General features: G+C 42.7%; 17 protein-coding genes. 11 read left to right on the top strand and 6 right to left on the bottom strand.

Annotation, left to right across the window (positions count from 1 at the left end; all coding sequences use genetic code 11):
- The first annotated feature begins 80 nt into the window (after positions 1-80).
- Positions 81-2,723: a type I DNA topoisomerase gene (gene topA / locus K5L93_RS00695; RefSeq protein WP_220718038.1), complete on the top strand. Its 2,643-nt coding sequence runs from the start codon at positions 81-83 to the stop codon at positions 2,721-2,723.
- A 59-nt stretch (positions 2,724-2,782) separates the two neighbouring features.
- Here topA and K5L93_RS00690 read toward each other — a convergent pair whose 3' ends face one another.
- The 3 genes from K5L93_RS00690 to K5L93_RS00680 all read right to left on the bottom strand — a co-directional run bounded on the left by K5L93_RS00690 (position 2,783) and on the right by K5L93_RS00680 (position 5,351).
- Entirely contained in the window at positions 2,783-3,742 is a 960-nt protein-coding gene (locus K5L93_RS00690) for a methylenetetrahydrofolate reductase (RefSeq protein ID WP_220718037.1), read from the bottom strand.
- Between the two features lie 119 nt (positions 3,743-3,861).
- Positions 3,862-4,626: a DNA repair protein gene (locus tag K5L93_RS00685; RefSeq protein WP_220718036.1), complete on the bottom strand. Its 765-nt coding sequence runs from the start codon at positions 4,624-4,626 to the stop codon at positions 3,862-3,864.
- Between the two features lie 32 nt (positions 4,627-4,658).
- A complete protein-coding gene (locus K5L93_RS00680; protein ID WP_220718035.1) occupies positions 4,659-5,351 on the bottom strand; it encodes a sensor histidine kinase in 693 nt (230 codons plus the stop codon).
- A gap of 163 nt (positions 5,352-5,514) precedes the next feature.
- On the opposite strand from K5L93_RS00680, the gene K5L93_RS00675 reads away from it, so the two are divergent.
- The 4 genes from K5L93_RS00675 to K5L93_RS00660 all read left to right on the top strand — a co-directional run bounded on the left by K5L93_RS00675 (position 5,515) and on the right by K5L93_RS00660 (position 8,827).
- Positions 5,515-6,360: a DUF2817 domain-containing protein gene (locus tag K5L93_RS00675; RefSeq protein WP_246614953.1), complete on the top strand. Its 846-nt coding sequence runs from the start codon at positions 5,515-5,517 to the stop codon at positions 6,358-6,360.
- A gap of 168 nt (positions 6,361-6,528) precedes the next feature.
- Positions 6,529-7,302 (top strand): alpha/beta fold hydrolase, encoded by a 774-nt coding sequence (locus K5L93_RS00670; protein WP_220718034.1) that lies wholly within the window; start codon positions 6,529-6,531, stop codon positions 7,300-7,302.
- Positions 7,303-7,350: 48 nt separating this feature from the next.
- A complete protein-coding gene (locus K5L93_RS00665; RefSeq protein ID WP_220718033.1) occupies positions 7,351-7,917 on the top strand; it encodes a hypothetical protein in 567 nt (188 codons plus the stop codon).
- Positions 7,918-8,005: 88 nt separating this feature from the next.
- Positions 8,006-8,827, top strand: coding sequence for a lipase family protein (locus K5L93_RS00660; RefSeq protein ID WP_220718032.1), 822 nt, complete (start codon positions 8,006-8,008; stop codon positions 8,825-8,827).
- Between the two features lie 11 nt (positions 8,828-8,838).
- On the opposite strand, the gene K5L93_RS00655 is transcribed toward K5L93_RS00660, so the two are convergent.
- On the bottom strand, positions 8,839-9,294 hold the full coding sequence (locus K5L93_RS00655; RefSeq protein WP_220718031.1) for a hypothetical protein: 456 nt from the start codon (positions 9,292-9,294) through the stop codon (positions 8,839-8,841).
- Between the two features lie 173 nt (positions 9,295-9,467).
- On the opposite strand from K5L93_RS00655, the gene K5L93_RS00650 reads away from it, so the two are divergent.
- Positions 9,468-9,629, top strand: a complete 162-nt coding sequence (locus K5L93_RS00650) for a hypothetical protein (protein ID WP_220718030.1) — start codon at positions 9,468-9,470, stop codon at positions 9,627-9,629.
- A gap of 28 nt (positions 9,630-9,657) precedes the next feature.
- On the opposite strand, the gene K5L93_RS00645 is transcribed toward K5L93_RS00650, so the two are convergent.
- Positions 9,658-10,599 carry a YeiH family protein gene (locus K5L93_RS00645; RefSeq protein ID WP_220718029.1) on the bottom strand — a complete coding sequence of 314 codons (942 nt, stop codon included), beginning with the start codon at positions 10,597-10,599 and terminating at the stop codon, positions 9,658-9,660.
- 179 nt (positions 10,600-10,778) lie between these two features.
- A complete protein-coding gene (rssA, locus tag K5L93_RS00640) occupies positions 10,779-11,708 on the bottom strand; it encodes a patatin-like phospholipase RssA (protein WP_220718028.1) in 930 nt (309 codons plus the stop codon).
- Positions 11,709-11,986: 278 nt separating this feature from the next.
- On the opposite strand from rssA, the gene K5L93_RS00635 reads away from it, so the two are divergent.
- From K5L93_RS00635 to ruvB, 5 genes are all read left to right on the top strand, one after another.
- Positions 11,987-12,643: a TetR/AcrR family transcriptional regulator gene (locus tag K5L93_RS00635; RefSeq protein WP_220718027.1), complete on the top strand. Its 657-nt coding sequence runs from the start codon at positions 11,987-11,989 to the stop codon at positions 12,641-12,643.
- Positions 12,630-13,931 carry an efflux RND transporter periplasmic adaptor subunit gene (locus K5L93_RS00630; protein WP_220718026.1) on the top strand — a complete coding sequence of 434 codons (1,302 nt, stop codon included), beginning with the start codon at positions 12,630-12,632 and terminating at the stop codon, positions 13,929-13,931. The genes K5L93_RS00635 and K5L93_RS00630 overlap by 14 nt, the downstream gene beginning before the upstream one ends.
- Complete coding sequence (locus K5L93_RS00625; protein ID WP_220718025.1) at positions 13,924-17,034, top strand: efflux RND transporter permease subunit; 3,111 nt, start codon at positions 13,924-13,926, stop codon at positions 17,032-17,034. The genes K5L93_RS00630 and K5L93_RS00625 overlap by 8 nt, the downstream gene beginning before the upstream one ends.
- Before the next feature lie 126 nt (positions 17,035-17,160).
- Entirely contained in the window at positions 17,161-17,781 is a 621-nt protein-coding gene (ruvA, locus tag K5L93_RS00620) for a Holliday junction branch migration protein RuvA (RefSeq protein WP_220718024.1), read from the top strand.
- A 14-nt stretch (positions 17,782-17,795) separates the two neighbouring features.
- Entirely contained in the window at positions 17,796-18,803 is a 1,008-nt protein-coding gene (gene ruvB, locus K5L93_RS00615; RefSeq protein WP_220718023.1) for a Holliday junction branch migration DNA helicase RuvB, read from the top strand.
- The last annotated feature ends 14 nt before the right edge of the window (positions 18,804-18,817 follow it).

Here is an 18,817-nt window from a genome sequence, read left to right as displayed (position 1 = left end):
GAGCAATATAAAAAAGAACAAATATCTATTACTTTCCGTCAATAGGCCAAGTTGGTGGACACAATGGTAAAAAGAAAAATATGAGCAAATCTCTGGTAATTGTAGAGTCACCAGCTAAAGCAAAAACGATTAACAAGTACTTGGGTCGCCAATATGTGGTGAAATCAAGTGTTGGTCATATTCGTGATCTGCCTAGCAGTGGCAGTGCCACTAACAAAAAGAAAGCTGCGCCAGTTTCAACCAAAGGCTTAAGCGCAGAAGAAAAAGCCAAAATAAAGAAGGCTAAAGACAAAAAAGCGCTGGTAGCTCGAATGGGGGTGGATCCGGAAAAAGATTGGAAAGCCAATTACCAAATTCTACCAGGCAAAGAAAAAGTGGTAGACGAGCTTAAAACGCTTGCTGAAAATGCTGACACCATCTATCTCGCAACCGATTTGGACCGCGAAGGGGAAGCGATTGCTTGGCACTTAAAAGAAATAATTGGCGGTGATGACAGTCGTTTTAAGCGAGTGGTATTTAACGAGATTACCAAATCAGCAATTAAAGACGCGTTCTCGCAGCCAAGCGAATTAAACATGGCGCGAGTGAATGCTCAGCAAGCCCGTCGATTCTTAGATCGGGTTGTGGGTTACATGGTATCGCCGCTGCTTTGGAAAAAAATTGCTCGCGGATTGTCTGCAGGGCGAGTTCAATCGGTAGCGGTTCGTTTGGTGGTTGAGAAAGAGCGCGAAATTAAAGCCTTTGTGCCTGAAGAATACTGGGACATCCATGCTGATTTAGCAACACAATTGGGAGAGGGTTTCCGTTTAGAAGTTGCTAAGGAAAACGGTCAGGCCTTTAAGCCTGTTAATAAACAACAATCAGAAGCGGCAGTTGCTACTTTAAAAAATGCTGATTATCAAGTTGTTAAACGTGAAGACAAACCGACACGCTCAAAGCCTAAAGCGCCTTATATTACCTCTACCCTACAGCAGGCAGCTAGCACCCGGTTAAGTTTTGGCGTTAAACGCACCATGATGTTAGCTCAAAGGCTCTATGAAGCAGGCTACATCACCTATATGCGTACTGATTCAACAAACTTGAGTAACGACGCTGTAGAGGCTGCTAGAGGCTATATCGGCGATAATTTTGGTGATAAGTATCTACCAGACAACCCTTTACGTTATTCAAGTAAGGAAGGTGCCCAAGAAGCGCACGAAGCCATTCGACCTTCAGACGTGAATGTAATCAGTACTCAATTGGCCGGTGTAGATGCTGATGCTGCTAAGTTATACGATCTGATTTGGCGTCAATTTGTGGCCTGTCAAATGACTGATGCGCAATATGATGCTACCACTGTCACTGTGAGTGCAGCTCAATTCGAATTACGTGCTAAAGGCAAGATTTTGCGTTTCGATGGTTGGACAAAGGTTCAGCCAGTGGGCAAGGCCAGTAAAGCCGATGATGGTGTGTTACCAGCTGTGAGCCAAGGCGACAAGCTCAACTTGGTTGAGCTTGATCCTAAGCAACACTTTACTAAACCACCTGCGCGTTTTAATGAAGCATCATTAGTTCGAGAGTTGGAGAAGCGCGGCATTGGTCGCCCGTCTACCTATGCGTCAATTATTTCAACCATTCAAGATCGTGGATATGTACGCACCGAAGGTCGTCGTTTTTATGCTGAGAAAATGGGCGAGATTGTTGCAGAGCGCCTAACCGAAAGCTTCCAAGATCTGATGAACTACGACTTCACTGCTGAAATGGAAGAGCGGCTTGACGAGGTGGCAGAGGGTAGAATTGAATGGAAACAAACACTTAACGAGTTTTATAAAAACTTTAAGAAACAACTCACTGTTGCCGATGATGACGAGAAGGGGATGCGCAGTAATACCCCAGTGATAACCAACATCGAGTGTCCAGACTGTAGTCGGCCCATGGGGATCCGTACAGCCAGCACCGGTGTATTCCTAGGTTGTTCTGGTTATGCATTGCCGCCTAAAGAACGTTGTAAATGCACCATCAACCTTATTCCCGGTGAGGAAGCGGTTGCTGCTGATGTAGAAGAACAAGAAACTGAGGCTCTACGCGCTAAAGAACGTTGCCCAGTCTGTGGTACTGCCATGGACAGCTACCTTATTGACGAAACCCGCAAGCTGCACGTGTGCGGTAATAACCCCGATTGTGAAGGGTATGTGGTTGAGCAAGGTAGCTTTAAGATTAAAGGCTACGATGGGCCTATTGTTGAGTGTGAAAAATGTGGCAGCGACATGCAGCTACGCACTGGCCGTTTTGGCAAGTATATGGCTTGTACAGGTGAAGACTGTAGCAATACTCGCAAGATCCTAAAAAATGGTGAAGTGGCCCCGCCCCGTGAAGATCCGGTTCATTTACCTGAACTACCCTGTGTAAATAGTGATGCCTACTTTGTATTACGTGATGGTGCATCCGGTATCTTTATGGCGGCCAGTAACTTCCCTCGCTCACGAGAGACGCGTGCGCCATTTGTGGAAGAATTGAAGCGCTTTAGAGATAGACTGCCAGAGAAGTTTTACTACTTAGCTGATGGACCAACAGAAGATCCAGATGGGGTTAAATCTCTAGTTCGATACAGCCGTAAGACTAAAGAGCAGTACTTAAGCACTGAAGTTGACGGTAAACCTACCGGTTGGAGAGCGTACTTTAGCGATGGTAAATGGGCCATTGAAGATAAGCGCAAAAAGCCTAAAGCCAAGAAACAGGCTTAAGTAGATAGAACTAAAAAAGGAAGCAAAAGCTTCCTTTTTTATTGGCTATTTTTCGATGATTAACTGTTTAATTCCAGCTGCGCGAGTTTTTTGTCCATGGTGGCTTTTAGTAGCTTATACAACAAAATAGCTGCATCAATTTCTTCTTTACGGTTGGTAAGGCTTTCTATGTTTAACCCTAGGGGGATCCCAAGCGGTAAAACAGCTTCTAGTATCTGCACTAAGTTGTTGTAACAAATTAGGATTGATTCTTTTAGCGGTTTGTCAGCATTGAGAATACGTAGACTGGTCGCTTCAGGTACCGATATTCCCAACCATTCAATGAACTCTAAGGTTTTAGCGCTGCCGCAGGGTGAAAAGGTAAGAATGATTCGTTGCGGTTTTTGCTTGTTCACTGCACACTCATGGGCATAACGGGTTAGCATATCGATAGTAGCTTGTGCGTTATATACCGCCTGAGTCACAAAGTACTGGCAGCCTTGGTGTGTTTTGTGGATTAACCTAGCATGTTCATCACCTTTTTTGGCGTGTCGCTCTGCGATGGTTACCCCACCTAAATAAAACTCTGGTGCATGACTGGCGATTGCTTTGTAGGCATCGGCTAAACTTAGTTGAATATCATTGGTTGCCGCTGGGCTGCCAACCAACACCAAGTCACGAATTTCAAACTGGTGCCATGCTTCTTTTAACCAATTTACAAAATCTTGTTCATTCCGCTGAGAGACACTTTTGTAAGTAATTACCGAGCGTTCACTTTTATGCATTAGCAGCTGCGCGTACATACGCGGATCATGTGTTTGCATGTAAGGAAATGGGCGCGGCTTGTCAATACGGCTGCTTTCATCTTGAATGTCGTAAACAATTAAACCGTCGTACTCTATTTCATCTAAACGAGACAGCAATTTATCTGCAATATCGCTGACTTTTTCGATATCGGTATTTTGTTTAGGGGGAGTTGTACCTATGAAGTAAACCCCATGGAAGGGGTCACTAGAAATTTGCTCAAGTGTTTTACGCATGTTGTGTTTGCTTTATTTATTTATTTAGTTAGCGATATTTTCGCATAGCTTTGAGCTGCAGGTCTAACTTTCTGGGTTAGGCTGCTAAAGCAACGCGATTACGATGAAGTGGGGAAGTATTACCATTTTTTCTTGGGTTGAAATAAAACATCTAATTCGTCAGTTTCTTTCTCGGCAAGATCTTCGGCTTCTTGCTTACTAGCAGATTTGAGTTTGTCGCTCATTTCTTGGTTCATCCGACGCATATCTTGTAGTTTTTGCTCTAGGTAGGCGTCACGGTCAGAAATATTGCTTAAGGCTGATATACCTTTATTAAGTAACTGGCGTGCTGTACCCCACTGGCGCAGCGCTTGAGCTTCTACTGCGCGTTTAAGGGCATTTTCTATGTTCACTTTTAGTTGCATTAATTCTAAGCGACGATCTTCTAGTACAAACACTTGAGTGTTTAAGCGACCTTTGGCGTGTTCTGAGCGGACTACCGCACGAATTTTTTTAATGATTTGAAGCATCTGCAGAGCATCTTTATCAGTATCAGGGGCTCGGAAAGCACTGTCACTGATGTCGCCGGCATTTTTTATTTGGCTTAGTTGACCTTTGGTTGCGCGAATACGATTATTTAAACCTTTTACGCTAGGGTCGGTGGTTCTAATTTGATTAAGAGCTTCAAGCATGCGTTTATGCAGAAGCTCAACTAATTCTTTGCTGTAAGGCAAAATAGAGGAATGCAACAGCAACTCTTCCGTCTCGTTAATAATTGCCTTTTGTTTGGCAATTGCTATACGGCGTTCGGTTTCTTGCTTTTGTTTAAATTGTTGAACCATGTTGTAGGCGATAACTAAAAATAATAACGCGCCTATGCCAAGCAATACTAAGGTAAATACCATATTTAAACCGAAAAATATCCTAAGTGTTTGTGCTACGGGAGATATAAACTAAAACGGCTACCACCTAAAGAACTGCCATTTTCTAGTTTTATTTTACCTTCCTTGCCCGAATTTATATGTGCTTTAGCGATCAATTTTGCGAAAAATAAACCTAAACCACTACGATTTTTAACAAAATTTATTTGTGAAGCTACTTCTATATTTGCCAAGTCGATAATGTCCTGTGGAAATCCTTCACCATCATCATCAATTTGGATGCATAAATAGTTATCGGCGTGTTTTGCAGATATTTTAATTTGTTTTTTAGAATAGCGTAGAGCATTCACCACAATGTCGTTGAGTAAGTAGTCAACCAACACACCATCAAAGTACCAGCTTAGTGACGGCTCGACATCTATTTCGATGTTCATTTCCGCTTGTTCGATGAAGGTTTGGTTCTTGTAATAAATATCGTTGAGTAAGTCCTCTAGGTACTGCTCTTCAATGGTCATTGGCATTTGTTCTTTTTCGAAACGATAAAGCGCCAATAACTGCATTAAACTTCCGTTTAGGCGTGACACTTCGTAATGCAAGCGAGAAAGCTCTTCGCTGTCTTCTCTGCCTAGCTGCTTAGAGCGCAGCGCAATGGATTCCGTTGACTGAGTCAACATACACAGCGAGTTTTTCATATCATGAACTGCAGTGGCTAAAACTGACGAAAAATCTAGCTTGTCGTTTACTGGCATGTTGGGTCCTTTTGAACGCGTTGTAGCAGTGTAACTGAAGCCTAGCTTTGTCGCAAAATCAACTACTTCCGAATTATTAATTACTATACGTAGTCGTTTAGTAATTAACCTGTAATAGTATTTTGCTAGATGTAACTTGCCAATTATAGCAAGTGAGGGCGCGATGCAAGGTCAATGTGAATTCCCTGAAATGGACCAATTGTTGAGCTTACTCGAACGGTTTCGGAAGAAACTTGAGGTAGAGGTGTTATGTGAGGTAGCTGGAAAAGCAGGCGAGCGTTATCCACTGCATGGGATTAGCTTAGGTAAGCCTTCAGTTGTTAAGCCTGGAGTGTTGTTTGTAGGAGGGGTTCACGGCGTAGAGCGTATTGGTAGTCAAGTAGTGTTATCGTTTTTAGCGAGTTTGCTAAACCGACTGGATTGGGATGAAAAACTTCAGCACCTCCTCAATAACTGCTACCTTGGTTTTGTGCCTATCGTAAACCCTAGTGGCATGGTTATGCAGCGCAGAGCTAACGCTAATGGCGTAGATTTAATGCGCAATTCGCCAAGTATCGCTGCCGAGGGCGCTAGCTTTATGGTTGGTGGGCAAAGAGTCAGTCCACATTTACCATGGTTTAGAGGCAAAAGTGGTGAAGCAATGGAAGTGGAAAATCAGGCCTTAGTTAAATTCGCTAAAACCAACTTATTCTCACGGCCTTTTAGCTTGGTATTAGATTGTCATAGCGGTTTCGGTCAAAGTGACCGGATTTGGTTTCCTTATGCAAACTCAGTATCACAGCCAATCAATGATCTTGGTGTGGTTTATCGGCTTCGAAAAGCCTTTTTTAGTGGTTTTCCGCACCAAAACTATCTGTTTGAACCACAAACTAAAACATTATGTTTGTCATGGCGATCTTTGGGACTATTGCTACGATCAGTCTTTAGCCTATCCGGGTACATTCATTCCTCTCACTTTAGAGTTGGGCTCTTGGCGTTGGTTAAAGAAAAATCCACTTCAGCTGTTTAACAGTTTAGGTTTGTATCACCCCATGAAACCACACCGAGTACAGCGAGTGCTAAGAAGGCATCTAATACTAATGGAGTTTTTAATGGATGCCTGCCATTCATGGCAAAGCTTTCTTGATGATCCACAATTAGACTTAGACAAGAAAGCAGCAATAAAGAAGTGGTATTCATGACTTGTCGTCAACGACCAATTATTTTGGTTAGAGGGTTAATTCGAGAGAAACGCCATTGGGGACAATTTCGAGAACTCCTGCAGCTGGCGTTTCCTGAGCGTACAATTGTTAGTTTTGATCTCCCCGGTAATGGTCACTTATATCGTTTAAAAAGTGCGGAAAGCATTTGCCAAATGCGGCAAAGTTTGCGGATTCAACTTCGCCTGCAAAACATAGACATTGCTTGTGTAGATATTGTTGCTATTTCTTTAGGCGGAATGTTGGCTGTAGACTGGGCAAATACGTTTAGTCATGAAGTTAACTCAGTGGTTTTAATTAACTCTTCTAACGCTGCGTTTTCACCGTTCTATCGTCGTTTAAATTGGCGAGTTTACCCTTCTTTGGTAAGCGCTATTTGTACTCAATCTACGCTTTCTCGGCAACGCAAAATCATGGCCTTAACCACCAACTTCCCGCACCAGCACCAGCACCAGCAAGTTTTATGTGCTTGGGTTAGCTGGGCAAAGCAGTATCCGGTAAGCCTAGAAAATGCTTATTTGCAACTTAAAGCGGCTGCAGCTTTTAAAGTGCCTAATAAGCCCAAACAAGCAATGCTGATCCTAAATAGCCCTAGAGATAAATTAGTTGATTGCAGTTGCAGTGAACAACTCGCTAAGCGCTGGCAAGCAGATTTTAAGCAGCATCCTACCGCAGGGCATGACCTTCCCTTAGATGCGCCGCTATGGACGGTGAAGCAGATTCAGCAATGGCTTAATGCATTAAGCTGCTAATCTTAAAGTCGATGAACTATCGCTTGGACAAGTTAAGGAATGGTGGTTATGGGTAAGTGGTTATTTTGTTTAGGCTTGTTTTCATATTCAGCTATAGCTAATCAGCTAGCGATAGAAGTGATTGAAGGCGCTTATCCCAAGCTTACTTTTCGAGTTGAAGCGGCCAAACAACTTGAACTTATGCCAATAACAAAGGCAAGTGTTAATGAGCAAGCCGATGCCTTGCAAATCAGTCTACCTGCAAGCAATGCCTGTGTTTACGATAACCTTCAACTATTAAGAGGGCGACTAATCATCTTAGAGCTTGCTTGGAATTCCAGCATACAGCAACAAGTTAATGTGTTAAGCCAAGCCAAATTATGGAAAGACTTACCTTATCGCGTGTTAGTGCCAAGCTCTAGCAAGAGTTGTAAGGTGAAAGACCTTGAATTGCATTTTCCAAGCCTTTCCGCATTTAGCGGGGGGTGGGGAAGGCTAAAGTTAAATGATACAACAGGCGTAATTGCACACGGTTTTTTTGTGGTTCAGCAAGTTGGCAATGTTTATACCTTTAATAAGGTGGTTCCTAACAACGTTAAGGCTCAGCGATATTGGTTAAAGTACTACGCACAATAGTCGTGTTTGTACTGTTTCATTAAAGTGTCATATTAAATAGTGAACACTATGTTCCAATATACAATCAAAACACCCTAGGTAGCTTTGCTTGAACCAACTGCTAATCCAAGAACCCATTGCTAAGTTAAAAAAACTTAAACGCTATCAATACGAACGTTATGCGGTGCTTTGCAGGCTTGCTTATCCGTCGGCTATGCAAGATATGACAGAGCAGCTGGACGAGTATTTATATCAAGACGTGTTTGATCGCTGGGGGCGCTCTACAACCCGGGTACTATGGAAAGAAAGCAAAGGTGAAGTGATAGTTGTATTTCGCGGGTCAATGAACATGTTTGATTGGCTAGTTAACCTCGCTTTTATTCCACGCAAATACCAAGCTGGAGAGCGTTATTATCATGTACACTGGGGCTATTTACAGTTATTAGAACAGTTAAGTTGCGATCCTAATCGGAGTAATAACAAATACACCGTTTACCAGCGTCTTGAGGCGATATTATTGCCACTGATGGCGCAAGGAAAGCGCATATCGCTGACGGGGCACTCTTCTGGTGGTTGTATGGCAGTATTGGTGGCGGATAGGCTAGAGCGGCAATATCCCAAAAAAGTGAAAAGGGTTGTTACCTTTGGCCAACCAGCAACAGGCTTATGGAACTTTAAAAAACACTACAAATTGCATCGTAAAACTTACCGAATTTGCTGTGACTTAGACATAGTAACCTTTTTGCCGCCCTTGCCATTTGTCTATTGGCATGTAGGTAGAATGCTATGGTTACACGATGAAAGAATTTATGAGAATACGCCAACCTGGTATCGGCTAAGTAAGTCTTTGGTGAGTTGGTTGCTATTACCGTTTACTTATCACTACATGCGTAAATACATTCGCAATAAAGATTACTTTGATGAGCACTAAAGTCGAGTTAATTAAGAACCTGACGCGCTGCGGTAAGACTGTACGGCACGAATCCCTTTCTTGCTAACATTCACCACTTCTGTCCTTGGCCAACGTCCGCATAGCAAAGTAATAAACTGCTCATCTTCTTTGTAGTAAACGTAGCGCTGCCCTTGCCCTAAACTGCAGCAAACTGGTTTGTCGTCTAAATAACTAATACTAACAAAACCATCTTTAGAGCTAACATTTGGACACCAATCTTGCGTTGTGCCGCCGTGGTGGTTAGGTTGCTGTGCTTTTAATACTGATAAGGCGTCGACGGTATTTTCAGGATGAGTTGAAAACCAGTTTAGGTAATCGGAAAAACTCAATTCTTTATCGTAAAACTTTGCCAAAGTTACTTTTTGCATTTGCAATATTGCCAAAATCATCACTAATAGCGCGATGATGAACGGGAAAAGTATTCTATAGAACAAAGTTTGAAACATTGTGCCTGCCGTAAGTATTGTGACCGCGGACGATTCTAACAAAAATGTGATGTATGTCTAATTATTATTCGCCTCTACAATCATTCTTTATAAGCAGTAGCGCTAGCTTATAGACAAACTGAATTTGCAGAAGCACCAATGTTGGTTACAGTTTTGCCAACTGGAGGGTGCTGATGTTACGCAAAACTTTGTTAGCGATTATTGTTCTAAGTCTACTTATTGCTTGGTTTAGTAAGGATTTGATCCGAGCGGTATTCGAAGCTACAGCCTTTTTAGCGGTACTGGTAATGCTAGGAGCTTCGTTCGTGGGAAAACAGCGTAAACCTAACAATTAGTATTGTTGATGTAGGTTTAGCTTGCCAGTTAGTAGAAAAGCTTAACGATAACTAGTGAACTCACTGCTATGCAGGCCCATAAGCCTAATCCTAGTAATAATGGTTTACTGCCAGCTTGTTGTAAGTTTTTAGCCGTTAAGCCGTAGCCGATTAAAAATAAACATACCCCCAACAACTGTTTTGACATTTCAAACAAGCCGTCGTAGAAAGTCTCAAACATCGGTACGTAGTTACTGATAAGCATGGCCAAAATGTAGAAGAAAATGAAGTAGGGGATTGAAACCTTACCGTCTTTTTCTTTGAATACTATTGAGCTCATTAAGGCAACAGGGATTATCCATAACGCTCTGGCTAGTTTAACAGTGGTGGCAACGCTTAGAGCTTCATCGCCGTACGCTGCAGCAGCGCCTACAACAGACGAAGTATCGTGAATGGCAATGGCCGCCCAATAACCAAACTGGTTTTGGCTTAGCTCAAATACGTGGCCCAGTAATGGGAATAAAAACAAGCCACAAGCATTCAAAATGAATACGGTCGCTAAAGCCAAGGAGATCTGTTTACTGTTGGCCTTTATTGCTGGTGCCACCGCGGCAATTGCGCTGCCGCCGCAAATTGCTGTGCCTACCGAGATCAAATAGCCGGTCTTTTTCTCCATACCAATTAATTTAGCGGCTACTAAGCCAACAAATAAGGTAAAAGCGATGGAACCCACAATTAAGACAAAACCGTGCTGTGTATATTCAATAGCTTGGGTGATTGAAATGCCAAAACCTAACCCAACCACCGAGATAGCTAATAGACGCTTGGTTAAAACAGCAATATCAATGGTTTTTGGTGTTAAACCAAAACTTGCGAAACAAGCTCCAATAACCAGAGCGCCTGGGCCGTTTATGAGAGGCGTCAAGATTACTAAGCAGGTAACTAGGCACAAGACATCTGCTTTACTGATCGGTTTTAGCTTTTCTAACATATTAAATCCTCACCATTAGGCTTAATTATACGCCGAGCAAGGATTGCACGCATGTGGATTTAGCAACGTGATAAATCCAAGTAAATATTTTAAATCTTTGTTTTTAATTGTTTATTTCTATGCTTATCAATAATAATGATTATTTTGATTTATATTATTCATCAAGCTTAAAGGCTAAGTTAGCGGTAAAACAGCTCTTCTTCTATTTGTGGCCGCATCAGTTCAGTCACTCTTTTACCTTCGGCAATAGCTTCTTTGGCTCGATGGAAATCCATGATGCCAATATCCCCTAATTTTGGGGATAATAAAATATCTGGCGGATCACCAGCCATACGGGTGCGGGTTAATCGCTCCTGCATAATACTAATCGAAGTCGACATAACACCTATCATCCCTGGTGAGCGATTATTGTTTGGCTGCTTCAGGTTGCTAAGCATGGAATTGAGAAAATCTTTACCGCCACCTAATAATCGCCAAAAAGGCTGTTCGTTTACATTTACATTATGTTCATCCATGTTTAATGAGTTATCGGTTAATGCAATTCTAGACTTATCATTGTTTAGGTTTACCGCAATAACTACGTCAGCCCCCATGGCTCTGCATAGAGATACCGGTACGGGATTAACCACTGCGCCATCTACTAGCCATTGATCTTTTAAACGATAGGGGGCCATTAATCCCGGCATAGCACATGAAGCGCGAACAGCATCACGCACGCTGCCTTTTTGTAACCAAACTTCTTTCCCTGTCTCTAGTTCGGTAGCTACAGCGCCAAACGGAATGGCCAACTGTTCTATTCGGTCGCTACCGATATATTTTTCTGCAGCGTTAAAGACCTTTTCTCCAGTTAATAATCCACCTCGGTAAAGAGAGAAGTCCATTAAATTGAAAACTTGCCAGCTAGAAAGGCTTAAGGCCCACTGGTTGAGTTTATCTATTCGCTGGCAGGCGTAAGCTGCACCGACTAAGGCACCAATTGAGCAGCCAGATACAATATGTGGGCGGATCCCCATATCTTGCAAAGCCATAATTACCCCTAGGTGAGACCAGCCTCTAGCAGCTCCGCTGCCTAAGGCTAGGCCAATTTTTAACTCACTCTCGCTTGCCATAGTACCTCCAATACAACAAATACCCATAGGTAGCATTGTTACGTAAAAAAAGTAAATATCCTAGTTACTTACGCACTCATATTTAGTGCACTACCGTGATGAAAGTTACTTAATTTTGTTTCTTTATTTATAGGTGCACTGTGTTAAGCGAGCAGCTTTAAATGTGTAAAGCAACGTTAAATTCATTGAAAGTTCAGTTGTGAAGAATTTTACTTGGCGCATTGTGCGGGCTTATATCTTATTATTTATTCTACATGTGATGAATAAACCATTAAGTCATGACTCAAAAGAACCCTGTAGGTCGGCCTAAAGGTGATAGTCAAGCTAGGAAAAAGTTACTAGAGGCTGCCACTCAGTTGTTTGTAAAACACGACTACGACAAAGTATCGATACGCATGGTGGCAAACCAAGCCGAAGTAGACGCCGCGCTCATTAGGTATTACTTCGGTTCGAAAGCACAACTTTTTGGCGAAATGCTAAAGAAAGTATCTGATCCGGTGTTTAGTACCCTTCAACATGGAAAACAACACACCGAAGTCAGTGACTTAGCTAAGTTGATGCGCGCTTACTACACCACCATGGTAGAGAACCCCTATTTCCCAAAATTGATATACAAGTTAGCTGGGTTACCTAAAGAGCACGAAAGTGCTCAGCAACTAAACATCATGATTGGCAGTATGGGTCGCTTTAAAAGCAGGGAGTTATTTCAAAAATTGCTAAAAAATAAGTCGTTATTAGATGGCGTAGACCCCGAGATGGCACAGATAAGTTTTTTGAGTTTAATGGTGTTTCCGTTTTTGATGCCTGAGCGTTTATTGGAAGCCAATCAAATTGAATTATCAAAACAAAAATTTTTAAAACTTGCAGATCATAATGTTCAGTTGCTTGAACGTGGATTGTTTAAACCTAAGGAACACCGTAATGCAGCTAGATAAACCTTGGTTGATTTTTCCTGGCATTGCCATTGGCGTCTTTTTCCTAGTAATGGCTATTACCACAAAGGAAGTTGCACCGTTAAATGTTCAGCTTCAATCTTCTCGTTTAGTGGAGGTCACTAGTTTAAAGCAACAAGCTGTTGCTCCTGTAGCGCTGGCCTACGGTAAAGTAGCGCCTAAAACCAGTTGGGAAGCGGTAGCAGAAGTGAGTGGAAATATTGTCTATCGACATCCTTTGTTAGAAGAAGGTCGATTTTTGCCCAAGGGAACACTATTACTTAAAATTGATCCTCTTGAGTACAACTTAAAAATGGTTCAAGCAGAAGCCAATTTGAATGCCAGTAAAATTCAATTGGCTAGGCTTAACCAAGAAGAAACCAATCTAAAAGTCAGCCTTGATATTGAACGGCAGCGTGCGCTTTTGGTTAGTGAAGAATATAAACGTAAACAGAAACTAAAAGCACAAAATCTTATATCTAGCTCAGAGCTAGAAAACCAAAAGCAAAACGTATTAATACACAATAATGTGGTTCAAGAGCTTGAGAATGCCCTACAGCTTATTCCCGATGATAGGCGGGTTGCTCAAGCTCAACTCGCGGTGGAAAAGGCTAAACTTGAAGATGCACAACGGCAACTGAGTAAAACAGAAATAGTGCTACCTTTCGATGCCAAAATTGCAGAAGTAAATATTGAAACAGAGCAAGTGGTTAACTTGCAATCGGTAATGGTGGTGGCGCAGAAACTGGATGTAATGGTAGCCGGTGTACAGCTGTCACTAAACGACATGCGTCATTTGGTTAGCAGCGTTCAGCATTATCAACATGCTTTGGGTTTACCTTCAATTGATGAGTTGGCGTTTGAAGCTTCTGTGAGTTTGGTGGCGTCGGGCATTGAGTATCGTTGGCCAGCAACAGTCACTCGTGTTGCCGAGTCGGTGAGTGTAGAGCAAGCCACGGTTGGTATGTTTTTGGAAGTTGCACAAAATATTGCAGAAATGGATTTAGCCCAGCAAATCCCCCTGACTAAAGGTATGTATGTGCAAGCAACCATTAAGGGCTATCCGCAGCAGCATTATGTGGTGCCCGAGCGCGCTCTACATGGCAGCAATATTTACCTTATGGATGACCAAGACAAACTACGCATAATCCCAATAACTGTGTTGTTTAGGACCGAACAAGGAGTGGCTATCAGTGGTGAGATTAGCAGTGGGCAAAAACTCATTCTTAACGATCTTATTCCAGCGGTAGAGGGAATGAGTTTGCGAGTAGAGGAAGCGCCGAATGCTTAATTTCTTTATTCGCCATCCAACGCTAGCAAACCTAGTTATGGTGAGTTTTATACTTTTAGGCTTTACCAGCCTTGGTACCTTAAAGCGGGAAACCTTTCCCGAGTTTAGCAACCCCTTCATTATTGCAACAGTGGTGTATCCCGGTGCGTCACCTAATGAAGTGGAAGAAAGCTTATGTATGCGGATGGAAGATGCAGTTGATGGTTTATCAAGTATTGAAGAAACACGCTGTGAGGCAGTTGAGGGCCTTGGCTCGTTAGTTGTAAAACTTGATGGTAATGCCGACGTAGGGCGAATGCTGGTTGATATTCAAACTGAAATAAATGCCATTAAGGATTTCCCAGAGCAAATTGAACCGCCCGTAGTAAAAGAAATGGATTGGGCCGAGCCAGTTGTCGATATCGCAATAAGTGCGCCAGCATCTTGGCCCGATTTAAAAGCTTACGCAGAAGCGCTTAAACACACCTTAAAGGTTGAATACGGGGTGGCGATGGTGAGCGTGAGTGGTTTTTCGGATCATCAACTGCGCGTTGAGTTAGATCACACTGCGCTACGCAGGTTAAACCTTAGCGTGAATGATGTAGCGAGTACCATTAGCCAGCAAAACATAAACTTGCCTGCTGGCACCATTGAGCTTACCGATAAAAACTTATTGATCCGTTTTGACCAGCGCAAGCGAGACCCTATAGCGCTAGCTAAAACGGTGATTGCTTCAGATAAAAATGGCAGCGTGGTGTACCTAGGTGATATTGCCACTATCAGCGATAGATTTGAGTTAGACGAAGAAAAAATCCTGTTTAACAACCTTCCTTCTGCGGTTCTTAAAATCAGCAAAAACAAAGCAGATGATGCCTTACGGATTAAGCAGTCTGTTCAGCAGTTTGTTGATGACCAGCGCCTTATTACGCCAGAGGGAGTGAGCTTAACCCTTACTAATGATATGTCTTCTCTATTGAGCGATCGTCTAAACATGATGCTCAAAAATGGATGGCAAGGGATTATCTTGGTTTTCTTAAGCATGTGGTTGTTTTTCTCGCTGCGTTACTCATTTTGGATTGCAGCGGGCTTACCGGTGGCCTTTATGGGCGGTTTGTTTTTAATGTCGGTGTTTGGATTGTCGATCAATATCATGACGCTAGTGGGCTTGCTTATGGCCATTGGTATTATGATGGACGATGCGATTGTGATAGCAGAGTCCATTGCCGCGCATTTAGAGCGTGGATTAAGCGCCGACCAAGCGGTTGTAAAAGGTGTTAAAAAAGCTGCGCCTGGGGTTATCTCGTCGTTCTTTACTACCATTTTTGTACTGGGAAGTTTGATGTGGTTAGACGGTCAAATGGGGGCTGTATTAAGCGTGGTTCCCATGGCCTTGTTATTGGTGCTATGCATTAGTTTGGTAGAAGCATTTTTAATTTTGCCTAACCATCTTCGTCATACTTTGCAGCACAAAGGAATTGAACGGCCTAGTAGTGGGTTTAAAGCTAAATTTTTAAATGCTTTCGAGAACTTCCGCCTTAATAAGTTAGTACCAGCAGTAGCCTTTGTAGTGAAATGGCGTTACGTCTCGCTAGGGGCAACTTTGGGTTTATTGCTGTTATCTTTTTCACTGGTGATTAGTGGTTTAGTTAAATTTACCGCCTTTCCCGAGTTAGATGGCGATATTGCAGAGGCAAGGATCATTCTTCCTCCTGGGTCGAGTTTGAGCCAAACGGAGGCGCTAGTTACTGAAATCGTAAATGCGGCGCAACAAGTTGGAGAACGGTTCACCCAAGATAACAATGAACCTCAAACGCTTATTCACGATATAACTGCGCAATATAATTTTAATGCCGATGCTGGCGAGTCGGGGCCGCATGTGGCTACAGTGCGTCTTGATCTACTCTCGGCAGAGGTTCGCAATAGTTATATCGAAGATTTTATTGCGGCTTGGCGCGAGCAAGTTGGCGAGCAAGCTTTACCTTTAGCGTTGGCGTTTACTCAACCGGCGATGGGGCCAGCAGGGCGGGCGATTGAAGTTCGCTTGCAGCACTCTAATCTAGATACACTAAAATCCGCTTCTGTTGAGCTACAAGCTTATTTGGGCAAGTTTCAGGGTGTGAATAGCATTTTAGATGATATGCGACCAGGCAAGGAAGAGGTGGTTATTTCTCTTCGAGGTGGTGCAGAGTCATTTATGGTGAATGGCCAAATGGTTGCTGAGCAGTTGCGCGCTTCTTACCAAGGCGTCATTGCCGACGAGTTTCAAATTGGCCCAGAAAATATGCAAATAGACGTAAGGCTTAACAAACAACAATCCGGAAGCTTGCAAGCCTTAGCAAATTTTCCCATTGTGTTAGCCGATGGACAGCAAGTACCGTTATCGTCGATAGCAAATATCGAATATCAGCGCGCTTATGTACGCATTCAACGAATTAACAGTTTACGCACCGTGACAGTAATGGCAGATGTTGATACCCGAGTTGCGAATACTAACGAGGTAATGCAACTGGTACAAAAAAGCTTTTTGCCTGAGCTTCAAAAACAGTTCCCAGGCCTACGGATAGATTTTGAAGGTGAAGCCAAAGAGAGCGCGAAAGTAGGGGCTTCTTTAAGCAAAAGTTTTGCTATTGGTATATTTGGTGTGTTTGCTATTTTGAGTTTTCAATTTAGAAGTTACTTAGAGCCAGTAGTGGTGCTTACGGTGATTCCAATGGCCTTAATAGGCGTATTGTGGGGCCACTTTTTGTTAGGCCATAACTTAAGCATGCCGTCTATTTTGGGCTTTATTTCCCTAGCGGGTATTGTAACTAACGATTCAATATTGCTGGTGCAGTATATCCGTTATCATTTAGATGAGGGGGACGATGTTTATCAAGCGGTAGTGAATGCCAGTAAAGAGCGCTTTCGGGCAGTGTTTTTAACCTCCTTGACTACGGCTGCAGGATTGTTGCCTTTATTGCTGGAAACCAGCTTACAAGCTCAAGTTGTGCAACCAATTGTGGTGTCGATAGTATTTGGCATTATTGCGTCCACTATGATGGTGCTATTTATTATTCCGGCAGCTTATGCGGTATTAGCCGATTGGAACTTGGTTCATAAACACAAATCGCTGCAACATGAATAAGGCCTAATACTGAAGACTAAAACCTATTAGGGCTTAATTGATGCTAAGTAAACTTTTAACTCAAAGACTGGATATATATCCAGTCTTTGAGTTAAGCTAAGCGCAGTTAGTTTAGGAGTTTATGCAGTGATCGCTACCATTAAAGGTATCTTAGAAGAAAAAGTCCCCCCCTTTGTTTTAATTGATGTGGCTGGAGTAGGCTACGAGATTCAATTACCCATGAACTGTTTTTATCAATTACCTGAACTGGGTGAGTCTGTGCGCTTGTTAACTCACTTTATTGTGCGAGAAGATGCCCAGTTGCTTTATGGTTTTCATGATAAGGCTTCACGCTCTTTGTTTAGAGAGTTGATAAAAGTAAATGGCATTGGGCCTAAAGTAGCATTAGCTATTTTATCTGGTTTAAGTTGTGAACAGTTTGTGTTTGCGGTTAAACATGAAGACCTATCGAGCCTAGTGAAAGTACCGGGCATTGGTAAAAAAACTGCTGAGCGTTTATTGGTAGAAATGAAAGACCGCTTGAAAAACTGGAATGTAGAACTTCCAGAAACGCCAATTAGTGATAGCCTAAGCAGCCATGGCGATTTACCTTTACAAGCAAGTGTAGATCCTAGAGATGAAGCCATCGCGGCGCTAGAGTCTTTGGGTTATAAAGGTAATCAAGCCGATAAGTTGGTTAAACAAGTATGGACCAGCGGCTTGAGTAGTGAAGAGCTAATTAGAGAAGCCTTAAAAGCGGCACTGTAACAAAGGTAATTTAGATGATTGAAGCTGACCGTTTGGTAGCAGCCACACCAGTACCCGAAGAAGAGAGTGTAGATCGAGCGATTAGACCGAAAAAGCTCGAAGATTACACCGGTCAAGACGCGGTTGTAGAGCAGTTAGACATTTTTATTGAGGCTGCTCGTCGTCGTGACGATGCTTTAGATCATTTGCTCATTTTCGGCCCACCTGGCTTAGGTAAAACCACTTTGGCTAATATTGTGGCTAACGAGTTAGAGGTGAATATTAAAACTACCTCTGGCCCGGTGTTAGAAAAAGCCGGTGACTTAGCGGCGCTGTTAACTAACTTAGAGCCTGGCGACGTATTATTTATCGACGAAATTCACCGCTTAAGTGCTGTAGTAGAAGAAGTGTTATATCCAGCAATGGAAGATTATCAGCTGGATATTATGATCGGCGAAGGACCGGCAGCGCGTTCAATTAAGTTGGATTTACCGCCTTTTACCTTGATTGGTGCAACCACTAGAGCAGGAATGCTAACTTCTCCTCTGCGTGACAGGTTTGGCATCGTACAGCGTCTAGAGTTTTACAATACTAAAGACTTATCCGATATCGTTAAACGAAGTGCTCATTATCTCAATTTAGACTTAGATGGAGAAGGAGCCTGGGAAGTCGCTAAACGTTCTCGAGGAACCCCAAGAATAGCAAATCGCTTATTACGTAGAGTTCGTGATTATGCCGATGTGAAATTTGACGGTAAAGTCACTCAAAAAGTTGCTGCGCAAGCACTCGATTTGCTTAGCGTAGACAGCGCTGGCTTCGATTACATGGATACCAAGCTACTTAAAGCCATTACCGAAACGTTTGCTGGTGGCCCGGTGGGTTTAGACAACCTGGCAGCTGCAATAGGTGAAGATAAAGAAACCATAGAAGATGTGCTAGAACCTTTCTTAATTCAACAAGGTTTTTTGCAACGCACTCCCCGCGGGCGCATTGCTAGTGATAAAGCCTATTTACACCTCGGATTAGACCTTCCTAAACGATAAAAATGCTGTCGTTT

Origin of the sequence: Agarivorans litoreus, assembly GCF_019649015.1 — a bacterium.
GTDB classification, from domain to species: domain Bacteria; phylum Pseudomonadota; class Gammaproteobacteria; order Enterobacterales; family Celerinatantimonadaceae; genus Agarivorans; species Agarivorans litoreus.
This window is presented reverse-complemented; position numbering and strand designations above follow the sequence as displayed.

Excerpts from the sequence above, each read along its gene's own strand:
- topA (WP_220718038.1), top strand. The coding sequence starts at position 81 with ATGAGCAAATCTCTGGTAATTGTAGAGTCACCAGCTAAAGCAAAAACG.
- K5L93_RS00690 (WP_220718037.1), bottom strand. The coding sequence starts at position 3,742 with ATGCGTAAAACACTTGAGCAAATTTCTAGTGACCCCTTCCATGGGGTT.
- K5L93_RS00685 (WP_220718036.1), bottom strand. The coding sequence starts at position 4,626 with ATGGTATTTACCTTAGTATTGCTTGGCATAGGCGCGTTATTATTTTTA.
- K5L93_RS00680 (WP_220718035.1), bottom strand. The coding sequence starts at position 5,351 with ATGCCAGTAAACGACAAGCTAGATTTTTCGTCAGTTTTAGCCACTGCA.
- K5L93_RS00675 (WP_246614953.1), top strand. The coding sequence starts at position 5,515 with ATGCAAGGTCAATGTGAATTCCCTGAAATGGACCAATTGTTGAGCTTA.
- K5L93_RS00670 (WP_220718034.1), top strand. The coding sequence starts at position 6,529 with ATGACTTGTCGTCAACGACCAATTATTTTGGTTAGAGGGTTAATTCGA.
- K5L93_RS00665 (WP_220718033.1), top strand. The coding sequence starts at position 7,351 with ATGGGTAAGTGGTTATTTTGTTTAGGCTTGTTTTCATATTCAGCTATA.
- K5L93_RS00655 (WP_220718031.1), bottom strand. The coding sequence starts at position 9,294 with ATGTTTCAAACTTTGTTCTATAGAATACTTTTCCCGTTCATCATCGCG.
- K5L93_RS00650 (WP_220718030.1), top strand. The coding sequence starts at position 9,468 with ATGTTACGCAAAACTTTGTTAGCGATTATTGTTCTAAGTCTACTTATT.
- K5L93_RS00645 (WP_220718029.1), bottom strand. The coding sequence starts at position 10,599 with ATGTTAGAAAAGCTAAAACCGATCAGTAAAGCAGATGTCTTGTGCCTA.
- rssA (WP_220718028.1), bottom strand. The coding sequence starts at position 11,708 with ATGGCAAGCGAGAGTGAGTTAAAAATTGGCCTAGCCTTAGGCAGCGGA.
- K5L93_RS00635 (WP_220718027.1), top strand. The coding sequence starts at position 11,987 with ATGACTCAAAAGAACCCTGTAGGTCGGCCTAAAGGTGATAGTCAAGCT.
- K5L93_RS00630 (WP_220718026.1), top strand. The coding sequence starts at position 12,630 with ATGCAGCTAGATAAACCTTGGTTGATTTTTCCTGGCATTGCCATTGGC.
- K5L93_RS00625 (WP_220718025.1), top strand. The coding sequence starts at position 13,924 with ATGCTTAATTTCTTTATTCGCCATCCAACGCTAGCAAACCTAGTTATG.
- ruvB (WP_220718023.1), top strand. The coding sequence starts at position 17,796 with ATGATTGAAGCTGACCGTTTGGTAGCAGCCACACCAGTACCCGAAGAA.